This is a genomic window from Mesorhizobium sp. Cs1299R1N3 (assembly GCF_037179625.1).
In the GTDB taxonomy this organism is placed as follows: domain Bacteria; phylum Pseudomonadota; class Alphaproteobacteria; order Rhizobiales; family Rhizobiaceae; genus Mesorhizobium; species Mesorhizobium salmacidum.
Map to the genome: position 1 here is coordinate 78496 of NZ_JAPYKQ010000010.1, position 17236 is coordinate 95731.

The 17236-nt window shown below is 60.6% G+C and carries 14 protein-coding genes and 1 pseudogene; 8 read left to right on the forward strand and 7 right to left on the reverse strand.

The features are described from left to right. The first annotated feature begins 7 nt into the window (after positions 1 to 7). The 7 genes and pseudogenes from O7B34_RS21010 (at position 8) to O7B34_RS21040 (ending at position 7870) form a co-directional block, all read left to right on the forward strand. Positions 8 to 1648: an FAD-dependent monooxygenase gene (locus tag O7B34_RS21010; RefSeq protein ID WP_337147867.1), complete on the forward strand. Its 1641-nt coding sequence runs from the start codon at positions 8 to 10 to the stop codon at positions 1646 to 1648. Next, positions 1645 to 1821, forward strand: coding sequence for a hypothetical protein (locus O7B34_RS21015; protein ID WP_337147868.1), 177 nt, complete (start codon positions 1645 to 1647; stop codon positions 1819 to 1821). The genes O7B34_RS21010 and O7B34_RS21015 overlap by 4 nt, the downstream gene beginning before the upstream one ends. 123 nt (positions 1822 to 1944) lie before the next feature. Next, a pseudogene (gene hmgA, locus O7B34_RS21020) lies at positions 1945 to 3259 on the forward strand (homogentisate 1,2-dioxygenase). Positions 3260 to 3353: 94 nt separating this feature from the next. Next, positions 3354 to 3998 carry a maleylacetoacetate isomerase gene (gene maiA, locus O7B34_RS21025; RefSeq protein ID WP_337147869.1) on the forward strand — a complete coding sequence of 215 codons (645 nt, stop codon included), beginning with the start codon at positions 3354 to 3356 and terminating at the stop codon, positions 3996 to 3998. 12 nt (positions 3999 to 4010) lie between these two features. Beyond that, on the forward strand, positions 4011 to 5246 hold the full coding sequence (fahA, locus tag O7B34_RS21030) for a fumarylacetoacetase (RefSeq protein WP_337147871.1): 1236 nt from the start codon (positions 4011 to 4013) through the stop codon (positions 5244 to 5246). A gap of 936 nt (positions 5247 to 6182) precedes the next feature. Beyond that, positions 6183 to 7058: an amino acid ABC transporter permease gene (locus O7B34_RS21035; protein WP_337147872.1), complete on the forward strand. Its 876-nt coding sequence runs from the start codon at positions 6183 to 6185 to the stop codon at positions 7056 to 7058. Next, on the forward strand, positions 7055 to 7870 hold the full coding sequence (locus O7B34_RS21040) for an amino acid ABC transporter ATP-binding protein (protein ID WP_337147873.1): 816 nt from the start codon (positions 7055 to 7057) through the stop codon (positions 7868 to 7870). The genes O7B34_RS21035 and O7B34_RS21040 overlap by 4 nt, the downstream gene beginning before the upstream one ends. Before the next feature lie 98 nt (positions 7871 to 7968). Here O7B34_RS21040 and O7B34_RS21045 read toward each other — a convergent pair whose 3' ends face one another. Then, the gene (locus O7B34_RS21045) at positions 7969 to 9450 is read right to left on the reverse strand and encodes an alpha/beta hydrolase family protein (protein WP_337147874.1); all 1482 of its coding nucleotides are present in this window, start codon (positions 9448 to 9450) and stop codon (positions 7969 to 7971) included. Positions 9451 to 10167: 717 nt separating this feature from the next. Here O7B34_RS21045 and O7B34_RS21050 point away from each other — a divergent pair. Next, positions 10168 to 10959, forward strand: coding sequence for a helix-turn-helix transcriptional regulator (locus tag O7B34_RS21050; RefSeq protein WP_337147876.1), 792 nt, complete (start codon positions 10168 to 10170; stop codon positions 10957 to 10959). Between the two features lie 34 nt (positions 10960 to 10993). Here the strand turns inward: O7B34_RS21050 and O7B34_RS21055 are convergent, their stop codons facing one another. The 6 genes from O7B34_RS21055 to O7B34_RS21080 form a co-directional block, all read right to left on the reverse strand. Then, on the reverse strand, positions 10994 to 12187 hold the full coding sequence (locus O7B34_RS21055) for an amino acid aminotransferase (RefSeq protein WP_337147877.1): 1194 nt from the start codon (positions 12185 to 12187) through the stop codon (positions 10994 to 10996). Positions 12188 to 12236: 49 nt separating this feature from the next. After that, positions 12237 to 13907 carry a thiamine pyrophosphate-dependent enzyme gene (locus tag O7B34_RS21060; RefSeq protein ID WP_337147878.1) on the reverse strand — a complete coding sequence of 557 codons (1671 nt, stop codon included), beginning with the start codon at positions 13905 to 13907 and terminating at the stop codon, positions 12237 to 12239. Positions 13908 to 14021: 114 nt separating this feature from the next. Beyond that, the gene (locus tag O7B34_RS21065; RefSeq protein ID WP_337147879.1) at positions 14022 to 15527 is read right to left on the reverse strand and encodes an aldehyde dehydrogenase family protein; all 1506 of its coding nucleotides are present in this window, start codon (positions 15525 to 15527) and stop codon (positions 14022 to 14024) included. 462 nt (positions 15528 to 15989) lie between these two features. Beyond that, positions 15990 to 16277 (reverse strand): hypothetical protein, encoded by a 288-nt coding sequence (locus tag O7B34_RS21070; RefSeq protein ID WP_337147880.1) that lies wholly within the window; start codon positions 16275 to 16277, stop codon positions 15990 to 15992. Between the two features lie 34 nt (positions 16278 to 16311). Next, positions 16312 to 16716: an ester cyclase gene (locus O7B34_RS21075; protein ID WP_337147881.1), complete on the reverse strand. Its 405-nt coding sequence runs from the start codon at positions 16714 to 16716 to the stop codon at positions 16312 to 16314. A gap of 22 nt (positions 16717 to 16738) precedes the next feature. Further along, the gene (locus O7B34_RS21080; protein ID WP_337147882.1) at positions 16739 to 17233 is read right to left on the reverse strand and encodes a flavin reductase family protein; all 495 of its coding nucleotides are present in this window, start codon (positions 17231 to 17233) and stop codon (positions 16739 to 16741) included. Positions 17234 to 17236 lie beyond the last annotated feature (3 nt).

Sequence of the window (17236 nt, forward strand, 5' to 3'; positions counted from 1 at the left end):
ATCGGAGGTGGCCGGTTTGAGACCCGAAGGACGCAGTGAAACCGACTCGCTTTATTTCCAGTATCCCTACTTCGCGGGTCCCGACAAACGCTGCCGCGACGCGGCGCGGCAGGTCCGCGTGGCGATCGTCGGAGCCGGTCCGGTCGGGATGACGGCGGCGCTCGCGCTAGCCAAGCAAGGCATCACCTCGACGCTGTTCGACAACAAGTCGACCTTCAACGACGGCAGCCGTGCGATCTGCGTCGCGCGGCCGAGTTATTACATTCTCGACCGTCTGGGCGTGGTCGCGCCCTTCGTGGAGAAGGCACTCGGCTGGACCACAGGCCGCTCTTTCTACCACGGCAAGCAGATCCTCGAATTCCAGATGCCGGACAGCGCGGATGAGAAGTTCCGCCCGATGTACAACATCCAGCAGCAATATATCGAACAGTTCCTTTGGGATGCCGTCGCCGCGAACGACCTGATCGAAACGCGCTGGCAAAGCTCGATCGAGGGGGTCGAGGACATCGAAGGCGGTGTGCGGCTGACCGTGTCGGACCCTGAGGGGGACTACACGCTGGTCGCCGAATGGGTGCTTGCCTGCGACGGTGCGCGCAGCGCGGTCCGCAGCAGGCGGGGCCTGCGGCTGAGGGGCCAGAATTTCGAGGGCCGCTATGTCATCGCAGACGTGCAGATGGATCACGACTACCCGACAATCCGGCGTGCGCTGTTTGACCCCGGCTGCCGTCCGGGCGGCACAGTCCTGATCCATCGTCAGCCCGACAATATCTGGCGGATCGACTACCAGCTGGAAGATCACGAGACCACCGAAGAGGCCGTCCGAGAGGCTACCGTCCGCGAGAGTGTTAGCGCGGTGCTGACCGAGATCGGCCATACCGGCCCGTGGGAGCTAGAATGGTGGAGCGTCTATTCGGCCAACATGCTGGCGCTGGACGACTACCGCGACGGGCGTGTGTTCTTCGTCGGCGACAGTGCCCATATCGTGCCGATCTTCGGGGTGCGTGGCCTGAACAACGGGCTGGCGGACGCAGCGAATATCGGCTGGAAGTTGGGCTGGGTGCTGAACGGCAAGGCCGGCCACGGCCTTTTGGACAGCTACTCGCCCGAGCGGCGCGGCGCGACGATGGATGTCTTTGCCAATGCCTCGAAAAGCGCGCGTTTCATGACGCCGAACTCGCATGGCTGGCGGCTTATGCGCGACGCCGCCCTGTCGCTCGCGCTCGGTCATCCCTTTGCCGGTGCGCTGGCTAATCCGCGCCAGATGACCGCCTACACCTATGCTGACAGCCCCGCCGTCGCGGCGGACGATCCGGCCTTTACCGCCGGCCCGGCTGCTGGGGCCTTCTTCCAGGAGGTCGCGATTGACGGCGGGTTCCTGTCTGATGCGTTCGGCGACGGTTTTACGCTGCTGCGTTTCGGCGACGGGACGGCCGCGAAGTTGTCCGGCGCCTTCACGTCGGACGACCGCGTGACGGTCCTTTCGCTGCCCTGTCCTTCGGCCGCCGCCGAGGCCTACGGGGCGGCGCCCGGCACCGCTTACCTAATCCGTCCCGACGCCCATGTCGCCGGCCGTTGGCACGATGCCGACCCCGCGCGTATTGCCGAGACCTACCGCAGCATCACCTGTCAGGAGGCAAGCCTGCAATGACCCAAAGGGAACTTGAAGCTGTTTACGAAGCGATCGCGACCGAGATCGACCGGGTTGGCGCAGGCAAATCCGAACTCTACCTAGCCAAGCTTGCCCTGCTTCTGGCGCGGGCCATCGACGATCGGCAACGCGTCCTCGGATGCATCTCAGAGGCGTCCGCGTCGCTGGCCTGACACGAAGTTATTTCCAATCGGCACAATGGCGTTCCGACCCGGGAACACCGCAGCGCAAAACGGGACGATCTTTGGAGGAACGACATGAACAAGCAGCCAACGCCGAAGCCGCTGACCCTGGCAATGACGCCTGTCGGCACCCATGCCGGTTACATGCCTGGCTTCGGGAACGACTTTGGGACCGAGGCGCTGCCGGGGGCCCTACCGCAGGGGATGAACAGCCCCCAGCGCTGCGAGTACGGGCTTTACGGCGAACAGCTTTCCGGCACTGCCTTCACCGCCAACCCGCCGGAGCGGACCTGGTGCTACCGGATCCCCCGTCAGTCAAGCATTCGCACCGCTTTGAAAAGATCGACCTACCCCACTGGAAGTCGGCGCCCAATGTTGTCGCTAACGTGATCTCGCTCGGCCAGTACCGCTGGGACGTGGTGGCGCATTCGGATACGCCGCTGACCTGGCTGACCGGCATGCGCACGATGACGACGGCGGGCGACGTGAACACCCAGGTCGGCATGGCGAGCCATGTCTATCTCGTCACCGAAAGCATGATTGACGACTACTTCTTCTCGGCAGACAGCGAGCTTCTGGTCGTGCCGCAGGAGGGGCGCTTGCGCTTCGCGACCGAGCTTGGCATCATCGACCTTGAGCCGAAGCAAATCGCGATCATCCCGCGCGGGCTGGTCTACCGTGTCGAGGTTCTCGAAGGCCCCTGCCGCGGCTTCGTCTGCGAGAATTACGGCCAGAAGTTCGAATTGCCCGGCCGCGGCCCGATCGGTGCCAACTGCATGGCCAATCCACGCGACTTCAAGGCGCCCATCGCCGCGTTCGAGGACGGGAGGCGCCGTCGACCGTCACGGTTAAATGGTGCGGCCAGTTCCACACCACCCGGATCGGCCAGTCGCCGCTCGACGTGGTGGCCTGGCACGGCAACTACGCGCCCTACAAGTACGACCTGCGGAACTACTGCCCGGTGGGCGCGATCCTCTTCGACCACCCCGATCCGTCGATCTTCACCGTGCTGACCGCGCCATCGGGCGTTCCGGGTACAGCCAATATCGACTTCGTCCTGTTCCGCGAACGCTGGATGGTTATGGAAAACACCTTCCGGCCGCCCTGGTACCACAAGAACATCATGTCCGAACTGATGGGCAACATCTACGGCCAGTACGACGCTAAGCCGACCGGTTTCGTGCCGGGCGGGATGAGCCTGCACAACATGATGCTGCCGCACGGGCCCGACCGGGAGGCCTTCGACAAGGCCTCCTATGCCAATCTCGGCCCCGACAAGCTCGACAACACCATGTCCTTCATGTTCGAGACCCGCTTCCCACAGCATCTAACCGAGTTCGCCGCCAAGGGGGCCCCGCTTCAGGACGACTACATCGACTGCTGGGACAGCCTCGAAAAGAAGTTCGACGGGACGCCAGGACTGAAATGAACAGGACGGGCGTCACGTTGACCGGCGCAAGGGGCGGGGCCGCGACCGCGGCCCCCCTCCCCCTTTGCCATTCCCTCGAGCGGATTCGCCGCAGATGACTGACCTTCCGCTGACGCTCTATTCCTACTGGCGCTCGACGACCTCGTACCGGGTGAGGATCGCGCTGAACCTAAAGGGGCTGGCCTATGACATCGTGCCGGTCAATCTCGTCACCGGCGAGCAGACATCGGCCGAGTACCTGCGGATCAATCCAGTCGGCGGGGTTCCTTCGCTGAAGCTCGCCGATGGACAAATACTGACCCAATCCATGGCGATCCTCGAATATCTCGATCGTATCGCGCCCAAACCTGCCCTGCTGCCCGGCGATCCGATCGAGGCGGCGCATGTACGGGCCGCCGCACTGGTGGTTGCCTGCGACATTCATCCGGTCAACAATCTAAAGGTCGGCAAGAAACTGAAATCCCTCGGGCATGGGCAGGACGAGGTCGTGGACTGGATGAATGACTGGATGGCGCGCGGGTTCACAGCGTTGCAGTCCCTCATTGCGGGTGCCACCCCCTTCTGCTTCGGTGACACGCCGGGACTGGCCGACATCTGCCTTGTCTCGCAGCTTTACAATGCGCACCGGTGGGGCACCAACCTTAGCCCCTTCGCCCGGCTGACCGCGATCGAGGCCCGTTGCCTCGACCTGCCCGCCTTCAATGCGGCCAGACCTGAAACCCAACCGGACCGGACCTGAAAGTTAAATGCCATGACCAAGCTCCTCCGCTCCTGGGTTGAAAGCGCCAATTCTGAAAGCTGCCCGTTTCCGCTGAACAACCTACCCCACGGCGTCTTTTCGGTTGCCGGCAGCACGCCGCGCTGCGGTACGGCGATCGGCGGCATGGTCATCGATCTGCACGGGCTGGAAGAGGCTGGCTGGCTGGACTTCTCCGGCGCGCTCAAGACCGGATCATGGAACGCCGTGATGGCAGCAGGCCGGGGCGAATGGGCGCGGCTCCGCGCTAGGCTCACCGATCTTCTCGCCGAAGGCGCGAGCGAGGCCACCGCCCTGGCGGCCCATCTCGTCCCGATGCGCGATGCGCAGCTGCACATGCCATTTTCGGTCACCGAATACACCGATTTCTACGCCGGCCGGCATCACGCCTTCAACGTTGGCACCATGTTTCGCGGCGCCGAGAACGCGTTGCCGCCCAATTGGCTGCATATCCCGATCGGTTATAACGGCCGCGCTTCATCGGTGGTTGTCTCGGGCACGCCAATCCGCCGCCCGCACGGCCAGATCAAGGGCCGGGACGATGTCGCGCCCCGCTTCGGCCCCTCCCGGCGCTTCGATATAGAGCTTGAGATGGGCGCCATCGTCGGCCAGCCCTCGAACGGCCCGATCAGCGTCGCCGAGGCCTTCGACAACATCTTCGGCTACGTTCTCCTGAACGACTGGTCCGCCCGGGACATTCAAGCCTGGGAATATCAGCCGCTCGGGCCGTTCCAGGCCAAGGCGGCGGCGACGACAATCGGCCCCTGGGTCGTCACCTCTGCCGCGTTGGAACCCTTCCGGGTAAGCACACCGGTACGCGAAGTGCCGCTTCTGCCCTATCTGCACGAGCCCGGACCGATGCTCTATGACATCGCGCTTGAGGTCGGCCTGACGCCGGAGGGCGGGCACGAAACCATCATCTCCCGCACCAATTACCGCGAGATGTATTATTCCGCCGCCCAGCAGCTTGCCCATCACACAAGCTGCGGCTGCCCAATGCGTGTCGGGGATCTTCTGGGGTCTGGTACGATTTCGGGACCCGAAAAGACCAGTCGCGGCTCGCTTCTCGAACTAAGCTGGGGCGGGAAGGAACCGATTGAGATTGCGGGCGGGACGAGAACCTTCGTCGAGGACGGCGACACGCTGGTCCTTCGTGGCCGGGCAATCGGCGATGGCTATTCCATCGGCTTCGGCGACTGCGCTGGCAAGCTGCTGGCGGCCCGCGACTGACGTGCACCCTTTCCCGCGGACGCACCGGCCCGCACTCCGGGAGGCCATTATTGCCGGGCCGGTCGCGCCGTCTGACCGGCCTTTCTGCGTGATCCGCGCTGCGAGGCAGACCGCAGCCTGCGGAACAGCCAAAATACTCATCGCGCCGATCGGCGTCGAGCCCCCCAGGCCTAATGACGTCGGCGTAGGACCGAGCGCTTTCACGGAAGCGGTCGCCCTGCTCGCCCAGAATCTTGAAGGTCAGACAGCCTAATGGCCGAGAAAACAGCACCTCTCCAACCAAACGCAATTGTGCAACAGAGCCTATTTGTTTAATCCTAGGCTTTGATGGGGCATCCTTGTCGTCCGAATCAAAGCATGCGCTATGGGCCAGGTTCTTCATGGGAGCGCAAGGACGATAGAGGCGGTCCGCCTTTCGGCGCTGTACGGTGCTGCCGCTCGATGACGGCCTCTATGCGTTGCAGCCGACGATCCCGCATCTGACGCGCTCGTCATTCACCGTGCGTCAGCAGAGCTGTTTATCTGCCTTTACAGGCTTAGGGTCGTTGCCTGTCACAAGAGACGATGATTGCGCGGAGCCGCGATCCCGCTACCCTGGGCGCAATTTCCGGCTTTCTGTCCCTGGCGGGCTGGGTGCTAATGGGAGGCGTTGATGGCCTGTGTTGATCGGTTGGCTCGAAGTATCGCATTCGCGCCGATAGTAGGGGCGTGCTCGGCAGCGCTTTTAGAACCGTTCAACAGCGAAAGCGCTCCACCTGCCCTTGACACGGCGCGGCACGACCAGCTGCCGGAAGGGATCAAAACCACTGGAGTGATCAAGCTGAGGGAAGCTTTCAAGAGCCTTCCGGACTCGGGTGCGAACCCCGACAACACGAAAGAGCCGGTCGGAGTGGCTCCTGGAATAACGGCGCTCCCCACTGATCTGGTAGCAAATATATGAGTAATACCCATCAACCCCTCGCCTTGAACTCTTCGGCACTCAAGGAATTGGTTACATCCGACAAAATTGTCCCGGTCCGGCATTACGGTCGATTGGTCGGAAGCATCCTGGCAATCCTGGTGGTTGCGCAGTTTGCCCTTGCATTCGCTACGAGCCCCTACATCGACTGGAGCGTGATCGGCCACTTCCTTACCAACGTCGCTGTCCTCGAAGGTCTTAAGGTCACGCTTGAGCTTACCGTTATCGCGATGTGCACCTCGCTCGTGGTCTCGATAGCAATCGCAACGATGCGCATGTCGCGGAGCGGCATCCTGCGGGGGATCGCATATGGCTACGTGTTCGTGTTTCGCGGCGTTCCACTCCTCGTGATTTTGATTGTCACGGGCAATCTGGGCCTCTTCTATAAGAACTTCACCGTCGGCATACCCCTGACTGGCATCGTATTTTATTCAACACCGATGCAGGCAATGATTACGCCATTCGTGGCTTCTGTGATCGGGCTCACCCTGTCTGCTTCCGCCTACATGAGCGAGATAGTCCGTGGCGGTCTCCTTGCCGTCGACCGGGGACAGTTCTCTGCCTCGAAGGCGCTGGGCCTGAATAGCCTACAGACCTTCCGATACGTTGTCCTTCCGCAGGCAATGAGGGTGATCACGCCGCCGTTAGGCAACGAGTTCATAAACGTGCTCAAGGCGACTTCCCTTGTGTCTGTTATCGCCGGCGGCGATCTCCTGACCATCACGCAGGCCATCGCCGGAACTAACTACAAGGTTATCGAACTGATGATCGTCGCAACCCTTTGGTACCTCGCGGTAATTATTACGTTCAGCATCTTCCAGTACTTCCTTGAGAGAAAGATTGCCGCTCGATGAACAGCGTAACGTCCCTCGACTTCGCGAAGCGCGATAGCCGTCCGTCAGCCGGCGGGCGAATCCAGATCCAGGGGGTGAACAAGTATTACGGCGAAAGCCAGGTACTATTCGACATCGACGTTGAGATAGCGGCCGGCGAAACGGTTTGCTTTATCGGCCCGTCAGGCTCCGGAAAAAGCACCCTGCTCAGGTGCATAAACCACCTTGAGGACATCCAGCGGGGGTGCATCCTCGTTGACGACGAGCTTATTGGCTACAAGATCATCGGCGGACGCATTCATGAGATGCGCGACAATGAGGCGGCCCGTCGCCGAATTGACATCGGGATGGTGTTTCAGAGTTTCAACTTGTTCCCCCATATGACGGTCATGGACAATATCTGCCTGGCCCCAGTTATCGTGAAGGGCGAGCGGAAGGAGAACGTGCGAGCTTTTGCAGCGGAGCTGCTCGCGCGCGTTGGATTGACTGGCAAGGAAGCGTCATTCCCGTCTCAATTGTCAGGGGGCCAGCAACAGCGCGTGGCCATCGCGAGGGCGCTTGCGATGAAACCCAAGGTAATGTTGTTCGACGAGCCGACGAGCGCTCTGGACCCTGAACTGGTGGGCGAAGTCCTGGCGGTGATCAAGGACCTCGCGCGGAACGGCTCGATGACGATGGTGATCGTCACCCACGAGATAGGCTTCGCGCGCGAAGTGTCTGACCGCGTGGTCTTTATGGATTCGGGCAGGATTGTCGAGCAGGGTCCGGCGGCGGCTATTTTGGCTGCGCCCCAGAACCCCCGCACCCGCGAATTTCTCGCAGCGGTTATCTGAGGGCTACGTTGTCGGGCGGCCCGCCTGACTGCCAACCTCTGCCAAGTGCGTCTAACGCCGAGGTCGCCCTCCATTGGCTGGTCTGGACACCTAAGGATTCACTTGACACCAATGATGTTCTCGATCGCGCTGGCGAGGCGCTTGAGAACCGCATCGGGGATTGTTCGTTTCGGGTCGAAGGCATACAAGCCAGAGTCATCGTCCGGGTCCGCTTGGAGGCCTTGGGTTACGCCCTGCAGCACCAGTAACGCCGAAGGCACTTGAGCTACCTTTGCTGCGGACATAAGAAGCCGGGCGTCTTCGAAACTTGTCGTTCGATCATTCGCGCCTCGGACCACAAGAATCGGCTTTCCTGCCTGCAGGACCAGTGAACAGGGATCAAGCGCTCCGATCTCCCTGAGCAATTGCGCCCCCCTCTGATCCAATCCGGCGTGTTCGGCCTCGGCAGCGCCTTGGCTGCTAAGCATTCGGCTGAACGCGCCCATTCCCTGTCTCAGATCAGCTTCCCGGACACCGGGCATCACGGCATTCCGAAGCAGCAATGCTGCCTCGTTTTCAAGCATTTCTTGGAGTGACTGACCCGGCGCTGCGATAAGCACCACGGCGGCTGCGTCCGAAAATTCGGGGGCGAGTTGCAAAGCAACCAATGCTCCGATCCCTTGGCCGATCAAAACCAAAGGCAGCCCCGCGCCGGCTAAGTCGCGCAGCCGGTGCCAAGCCGCCCGAGCCGTTTCGACCAGCGCAGACACTTGCGAACCGGGCGAACTCGGTGGTCCCCGTTCGAATCTTAGAGAAGCGATACCCACAAGCGCCAGATGATCCAGGAGCTCCCCGGTACCGAGATCCGCGACCGCCGACCTACCGTTTCGGTCATATGGGCCGATATCACCGACAAAGGCGGCGGCGGCAGTGGACCGGCCGAGGGATCTCACAAACGTTGCCTCGAGTATCCCATCACCCTTCTCAATTTCTGTCACCTCCAGCCCTTTCAGGTACTCGTGCCTGGCGGGCGACGCAGAAGCGATGTCCCATTCCGGCATTGCATCTATGGACCTGGTCATAGAAATGCCGGGCGCCGCGGTTTCGACATGGCGGAGCCCCTGATGGTTGATCGTCAGGCGCTCGTTCGTGCTCGACCGCCATCCGGTACCTTCCCTGCTAAAGCGGATTGCGTGCCTCGCACCGGATTCAGCTTCAAGCATCTCCACCGCTATTGGCCCATCCCCATGGAACAGGCTCGACCTCCGATGAACCAAGTCGCTGATGTGGCCAACCATATATGGGTCGAAAATTGCCTCGATTCCCGCAAGTATCGGCCCTTCCAACACCCAATGCCCGCCTAGGCTGTCCCGGATCTCGAGCGATACCAGCCGGCCTTCCCGGCTGCGGACCAGCCTGGACTTACGTCGGTACCAGCGAATAGCCAATGCCGCGAAATCTTGAACCTCTAGCCAGCAGACTAGCTCCGCGGTGCCGTCCTCTAGCGCCCTGCTCCGGCATGAGGTCTGGCCGAAGACGTTCGTCCTATAGGAGATGTCGAATGTCTCATGGAAATTGGGATCAATTTGCATCAGATTCAACCGTGGAGAGCTCGCCGCAAGTAGCGGTGAGCCGATGGCGTTGGCTTAGCGCACTTTTAACCCCATAGGCGCTCGTCGGATAGACACGTCGTTATGCCGTCCAGCTGTCGCAACTCGATAGGCATGCCGTTCCAGACGCCTCTTGAACGAAACACGAAACGGCATTGCCCGCTTCACTTGTCACAAGCCTTGATTATGGCCACTCGGAGCCATCGCTACTAGAATCCGCGAGTTTGCGTTTAGGACGCTTTCCGGAGGCTGCGACGGAGGATTTCAGCACGGAGCCGGGCGGGCCCCAATAACAGCGTCGATTTCACGAGCAGAGGAGGCTGTCTGTCGATCGCGACATGTTTCAAGAGACCTTGCACGGGAAGCTACGTCTCCCGGCCTGCCGACCTTCCGCTGGCCGAAACGAGCACGCGAGGGCGCGACGCCGCTTCGGCCTTCGTCGGCACCGCCGCCAAATCGACCGGAATTCGCATCTGTGGAGGAGTATGAGGCGATGAACCGTAGAAGACCACCGGGCGGCGGAGAACTTCGCGACGTCATCGGGGGGCCGCTGTCAGGGTGCAGCAGCGCTCAGGGCCGTCAGCCCCCTCGCACTGTTGTTTCACCGCGGATTTGCAAGAGACAGCGTAAAGCAGTATTTTCACACGGATATTCGATCTCTGCGAGCGATCGACATGAACTCGCGCTTGGCAGCGGAAGGTGGTTCGCATGCATGCTGTAGAAGTCCAGTCAGCGGGTCGCCCGGGCACCTCTGTCCGCTCGAGCATCGGGAAACTGCTGGGTGAAGTCGGCACCACGGCATTCGATGAGACGCTCGCAGGGTTGGCGAGCAGGCTTCTGCGTTGCGATCAGGTGACGGCTTTCGCCTTTCATGAGAGCGGCCGCCCGCGTCTGCTTAACATTTGCGCGAAAAGAAACGGGAAAGCTTCGGAGCACGCGTCGACTCCATACATGACTTCTTACTGGCAGGGAGATCCGACCAACCTGTTCCTACGTGGCCAGTTGGACAGCGACAAGGACTACATCGTATTCATGTCCGATAGCGAGGTTCCGGATTCCGACTATCGACGGGACTGCTACCTAGCTATCGGCATCCGCTATCGCATGTCCGTGATACACCAAGTCAACAGCGAGTACATCAAGATCAGTTTCCACCGTCCGGCCGAGGCCGGGCCGTTCGTGCTAGACACGCTTCACGACCTGCCGGACAACATTGATCTGCTCTGCAGCCTGCTCCTCAAACACCACGACTCTGCGGCTCCGACGCGGCATGGTATGCCCGCGTCCGACCACTTCAATCGCAAACTCCAGACACGCTGCCCCGAGCTTACTTCTCGGGAACGCGAGGTGTGCAGCCTGATAGCCATCGGTATGAGTTCCGAGGCCATCGCATTGACCCTGAGGATCAGCATCAACACGGTTCTGACGTTCCGTCGCCGCGCGTACGCCAGACTGAACATCTCCACGCAAAACGAATTGCTGCGGCTCGTTTTGTACTAAGCCGGAGCAGCGATACTAACTCTACTGACGAGCGTTAGGCGGCTTCTTTCAACTCCGCCGCCAGCGCGTCCGCCAGTCGCTGGATGCTTGCCTGCTGAAGGGCGGCTACATTGATCCTGCCGTCACTTGGTATAAAGATTGCGTGCACCTCACGAAGGCGCCCTACCATCTCGTGTTCCAGGCCGCTGAGCGAAAACATCCCACTATGGGTCGCAAAGAAATCAAAACGGTCACTGTTGAGGCGAGCCCTTAACACCGACGACAACTCGCGACGGTTTGCCTCGATGCGGGCTCTCATCGTATCAAGCTCGGCTTGCCATGCTGGCCGCAATTCCGTGCTTCCGAGGATCGTCCGAACGACGGCGGCGCCGTGGCTGGGCGGAAAGGACCAGTTTACCCTTGCCAGCCCTACCAAGTTCGCCTTGGCCTTTCGCGCAGCTTCGTTGGACGGCGCGATCACGATGGCGCACCCTGTCCGCTCTCGGTAGATCGCGAAATTCTTCGAGCAGGATACCGCCACCATCATCTCAGGGACGACAGAAGCCATATGACGTATTCCCTCGGCGTCGGCTTCAAGACCTTGGCCGAACCCTAGGTAGGCAAGGTCGATGAAGGGAATCCATCCGCCGTCGGCGGCTGAAGCCGCAAGTGTCTTCCACTGGTCGAAAGACAGATCGGCGCCCGTTGGATTGTGGCAACAGCCATGGAGCAGGACGATGTCTCCGCGCTTTACCCCTGAGAGCACGGCGCGCATAGCGTCGAAGTCGACGCTTTGAGGTTCGGCTGAGAAATAAGGATAGCGGCGATAGGACAGCCCGGTTTCCTCAAAGATCGGCACATGATTGATCCACGTGCGGTCGGACACCCACACCGTCGGGTTCGTCTTGGACACCCTGGCAAGATCGGCCAGAAGGCGAACAGCCCCTCCTCCGCCCGGGGTTTGCACCGCAAGGGTGCGCCCGGCTTGCAAAGCATCCCCGAGAACCAACGTCATCATCTGCTGGTTGAAGACTTCGTCGCCAGAGATACCAATGTAGGCCTTGCTTGGCTCCTCCTCGATCAGAAACCGCTCGGCGGATTTGACCGCAGACATAACGGCAGACTTGCCATCGGCGTCCTTGTAGATGCCGATGCCAAGGTCGATCTTGTTCTCGCGGCCGTCCTGGCGAAACGCCTGGGCCAGTTGAAGGATTGGATCTTCGGCAGGCATCCCTAGTTGATCGTACAAAGCTATACTCCCGTTTTGTCACTCGATGGCTCGGCCCCAGTGGCCGCCGTCATCCCCGTATTCTCGGGGCAAGAATCATGTCCCATACGCTGGGCATCTCCCCACATGGAACGTGAATCAGAGCCGGCTCTCGCAGCGCCAGCGCATAGCCGAGCTTCTTCTCAAGCTCCTTTGGCGAGTTCGCCCGCAAACCGTTGACACCGAAGCCTTCTGCGACCTTCATAAAATCAGGGCTCTTAAGCTGGGCGCCAATATAGCGTCCGCCAAACCGTTCCTTCTGGATGCGCATCACGTTGCCGAACATACCGTTGTCGAAGACAACTGCGACGACCGGAAGGCTATGGAGTGCGGCTGTAGCAAGCTCGCCGATCTGGTAGAGGAACCCGCCGTCGCCCGCGATGGCCACGACCGCCTTGTTCGGATTGGCGGCTTGCGCACCGAGGGCGGTCCCGTAACCCCAGCCTAGATTGTCCTGGTAGCCGGGCGACAGGAAAGTCCGGGGGGAATACACGGGAAACGCCAGGCGGCTGGCAAATCCTACCTGGGTAACCTCATCTACGAAAATCCCGTCACGGGGAAGCGCGCTGCGGATCGCGGTGAGGTAGTCTGCCTGAGGCTGTAGAGGCGTCAACCTGTCGGCAAACCACTGTCGATGTGGCTCCAAATCCTGCTTTTGTGATTTGTTGGCCTTGCTCTGCTCCAGCCTCTTTACGAGCGCTCCGGTGTAGGCCGCAGCATCTCCCACAAGCGATACCGCCGGCTGCTGAAGCCGCTCGGCCGCCTCGGGGTCGGCATCGATGCGGATAACCTTTAGATCCTTGTCGATACCCCACTGCTTCTCCTGGACGAAGAAGCGTGTACCAACCGCAACCGCGACGTCGACCTTTGGCCACAAGCGATACCCGATGGGCAAGTTGATTGCGAGCGGATGATCGCTCGGGATGACGCCCCTGCCCCGCCGATATGAAAGTACGGGAGCCCCCGTCAACTCGGCCAGGGCAAGAATCTCTTGGCTCGCCTCCAGCGCGCCTCCTCCCACGATGATCATCGGGTTTGATGCCGACGAGAGCACCTCGGCGGCCAGCCGCACGGCATCTTCGTCGACCGCCGGCGGCGTCACCCCCGAGTTCGCCGGCATCGGCCGCACTGCACCCCTTCGTGCCCAAACGTCCATCGCACATTCGACGACGGCAGGCCCGGGACGATCCGAAAACATTGCCGAAATCGCCTGATCGATCACCTGTGGCGCCTCGTGAGGCGCCTTAATACGTTGCGTATACTTCGCAATGTGGGATGCCAGCCCCATCTGATCGCGGATTTCGTGCAGATGGCCGTGCTTGCGGTCGATATCCGCCTGCGGAATTTGCCCGGCGATGGTCAACACAGGCGCGCACATTCCCTCGGCCGTCAAAATTGCCGCCGACGTGTTCAGCAGTCCGGGACCCGGAACGACCGCGCTAACCTGGGCCCTGCCTGTCGAAAGCGCGGCTCCGAGCGCCATGTACCCGCAAGCCTGCTCGTGACGCGGATGGATCACACGGAGGTTCTTCGCCCTATAGCAGGAGTCGAAGAAGGGATCGTTGTGAAGTCCAGGAAGAGCGTAGACGGTGTCAATCCCGTTAGTTATCAACGATGACACGGTAGCATCGGCCGCAGTCATGTTTTCTGACTCGGCAGTGCTCTCCTGAAAGGAAGATGGTGTATTGTACATTTGGTTCATGGCTGGTCCGTGAAGCTGGCATTCGGTGCCGGCCCATCGTGCGCGGCAATGACGAGGTGCGATTTTCAAAGGGAAGGCGCGCCGGCAATCCACCGCTCGGCACGCCCGGATTGCTTAGACCGTGCGGATGATAACGGACTTTGTTTCGAGATAGCCCTCAAGCGACTCCGGCCCGAGGTCCCGGCCGTAGCCCGAGGCCTTGCGCCCTCCTTCGGGGAGCGAGGGATACGGAAGCGGCTCCGAATTCACGACCACCTTGCCCGACTTGATGCGAGCCGCCGCGCGATGGGCCGTCGCAAGATCTCGCGTCCAGACAGAAGCGGAAAGCCCATAGTCGGTATCGTTCGCGTAGTTGATCACCTCGTCAAATTCATCGAATGCTATCACGGTCAAAACGGGCCCGAATATCTCCTCCCGCGCCGCCTTCATCGACTGCTTGGCATTCGCCACCACGGTGGGGCGGACATAATATCCTGACGCATCAAGCGGCGAGGACTCGGTGACAGTCTCCCCGCCCTCGGCCTTGGCCGACTCAATGTATCCTTCCACCTTTTTCTGTTGAGCTTCACTCGCGAGCGGACCAACCTGCGTCTGCGCGTCCAGGCCCGGGCCGATGACCAACCCGTCAGCCCATTCCTTCAGCCGCGTTACGGTTTCGTCGAAAATTGTTCGCTGAACGTAAAGCCTGGATCCCGCGACGCAGATTTGTCCGGAATGAAGGAAGATTGAGCCGGCGATTCCTGGCACCGCCTTGTCGAGGTCCGCGTCGGCGAACAGCAGTTGCGGAGACTTGCCGCCCAGTTCGAGAGTGACCTTTTTCACCCCCTCCGCTGCACGCTTTGCGATATGCACGCCGGTAGCCGTCGAGCCCGTGAACGTGATCTTCGAGACGTCAGGATGCGACACCAGCGCGTCGCCAACGCCTGCACCGGTTCCCGTAAGGACGTTGATGACGCCCGCCGGGATCCCGGCTTCACGGGCGAGGTCCGCCATCACGAGGACCGAGAGCGACGCGACTTCGGAAGGCTTGATGACAACCGTGCAGCCCGCCGCAAGCGCTGGCGAGATCTTCCAAGCCGCCAGCATAGCCGGAACGTTCCAAGGAATAATCGCTCCGATTATGCCGACGGGCTCCCGAAGCGTATATCCAATGTACTCGGAGCCGGGGATCGGCACGTTGACATCGACGGTGCGGCCCGAGATTTTCGTCGCCCATCCGGCCATGTAGCGGACGACGCCAATGGCTCCTTGAACGTTAAGATGGCGAGCCATCCAAAGCGGCATACCCACGTCGACGCTATCGAGCTCGGCCAGGTAATCAGCGTTTGCCTCGAGAATATCCGCCCAGCGCCAAAGCAGTCGCTCCCTCTCGCCGGCGGGCGTTGCCTGCCAGCTGCCGTGAAGGGCTTCCTTCGCCGCCGCGACTGCGAAGGCCACATCCTCCTCGCCGCCAGCGGCCAGCGTTGAGATTTGGGAGCCGCTGCTTGGATCAATCACCGGGATAGTCCCGCGGCCGGCAGCGGGTCGATACGAATTGCCGATAAACAGCCCGCCTTCCCTGTCCAGGAAGGCTCGAGTTGCCGATGAAAGCTTTGTCAAATCGTTTTGGAGCGCACCCATTGTCACCATCCCGGCTTCGTTCCAAGGCACTATGAAGCCTGATTGCGCCACCCGTTATCGCTAGAGCTTGTGACATCCAGGCTGCTGGTCGCATCTCGCCCGACAGCTCTATCCTGAGTGTCCCATGCTTGAGGCATTCGCAGGAGAAAGTTGAGCCAGCGCAAGGAAGTATTCGCCGAAGCGAGGGAGCCCTGTCGGACATTGCCGCTTGAAAGACGAAGCCAAGCAACGGGAAGTGACCAACCAGGATCAATCGGTCCAGCTCGGTTTTCCTTCGGTGGACCCATCGTTTAGCCGCGGCCGCAAGAGGCTCGGTGCGAGCAATTTGGAGGGTGCTACCCGCATGCAAAATAGCAGGTGCAAAAACGCTTGCTGCCGCTTTTTGCACCTGCCGATATCAGTGGATAGTTCGTGCTTGTTTGGCTTCAGATCATCGCGCCTTCCGCCTAAAAAGGGCGGCCATCAGAACGGGTACCAAACTTTGTCAGTCGGAATGTCGGCGCCGCGCAGTCGGGCCAGTTCGTCGATAATCGGCCTCGCTTCTTTGATGAAGGCATGAAAGCCCTCCTCGGTTTCCCATTCATCCAGATCCAGAACCTCATTGCCATTGTAGAAACGCCGATGCGCGATCAATCCGTGCTGCTTAAGCAGCTTGCCGAGCTTTTCTCCGAGATCCGGCCGCTCTTTCGAGACTTCCCGGATCTTCTCGACAGTGGTCCCGGTGATCGACACGGTGCACATGATGGTCATGGTTTCGGTTTCCCTTTCATGCTGTGGTTAGACTTCAGAGCGGAAAGACATTCAGGCTATGGAGTACGTTGAGCGTTTCCCAACTGCTCCAGTCCTCCGCAATCCGTCCCTCCTTGATGCGGCTGATAGTTATCCCTTGGGCACGCACGTTCCTGTTGGTGGCAGGAATTCCGAGGTAAGCCGCCCGGTGGGTCCCAACGGATCCCCATCGGTACGCAACCTTTTCCCCATTCTCGATCGTATCGAGAATCGTCGACACTAGGTCCGGGAACGCATCGCCGCGATCCCGGAGGATCTTTACAAAATCGGCGGCTGAAATAACCCCGTGCAGGGTATGCCGCACGTAATCTTTAGTAAAAAAGCCATCAAGGCCATCATACTGCTTGGCGTTTACCGCTTCCCAGAACGCCAGGACGATATTTGCATTTGCATTGTTCATGGTGTCCTCATCAACGACATCACTAGTCAAGAGGGACCAACTTGCCCCCGTCGTAAAACTTTCCCGCCGCATACACGAGCGGCGGACGCCCGAACGCGCAGGCCCGGGTTACGTCCCCCACGAAGATCGTGTGGGTGCCTGCCGGCATGCGCGACCTCACGGTGAACTCCATTTGAGCCGAGGCGTCATCGATTAGCGGAACGCCGCTGTTGCCACAGCTCCAGGCTATTTGGCTAAACTTATCGACGCCGGATTGCGCGAAGACCTGAGCCACCCGAGCCTGTTCGTTCGAAAGGATGCTGACGCCGAAATGGTCCTCAGCAAAAAGCCGCTGATAGGTCGAGGAAGTTGACTTTACGCAGACCATTACCAGCGGCGGGTCCAGTGAAACGCTAGCGAAAGCGTTGACAGCCAGTCCGTAGGGCTGGCTGTCAACCGTTGTGGTTACGATCGTGACTCCCGTTGGAAAGGCCCGATGGAAGTACTTGATCGAGTCAATGAGCGCAGCGTCGGTCATAGC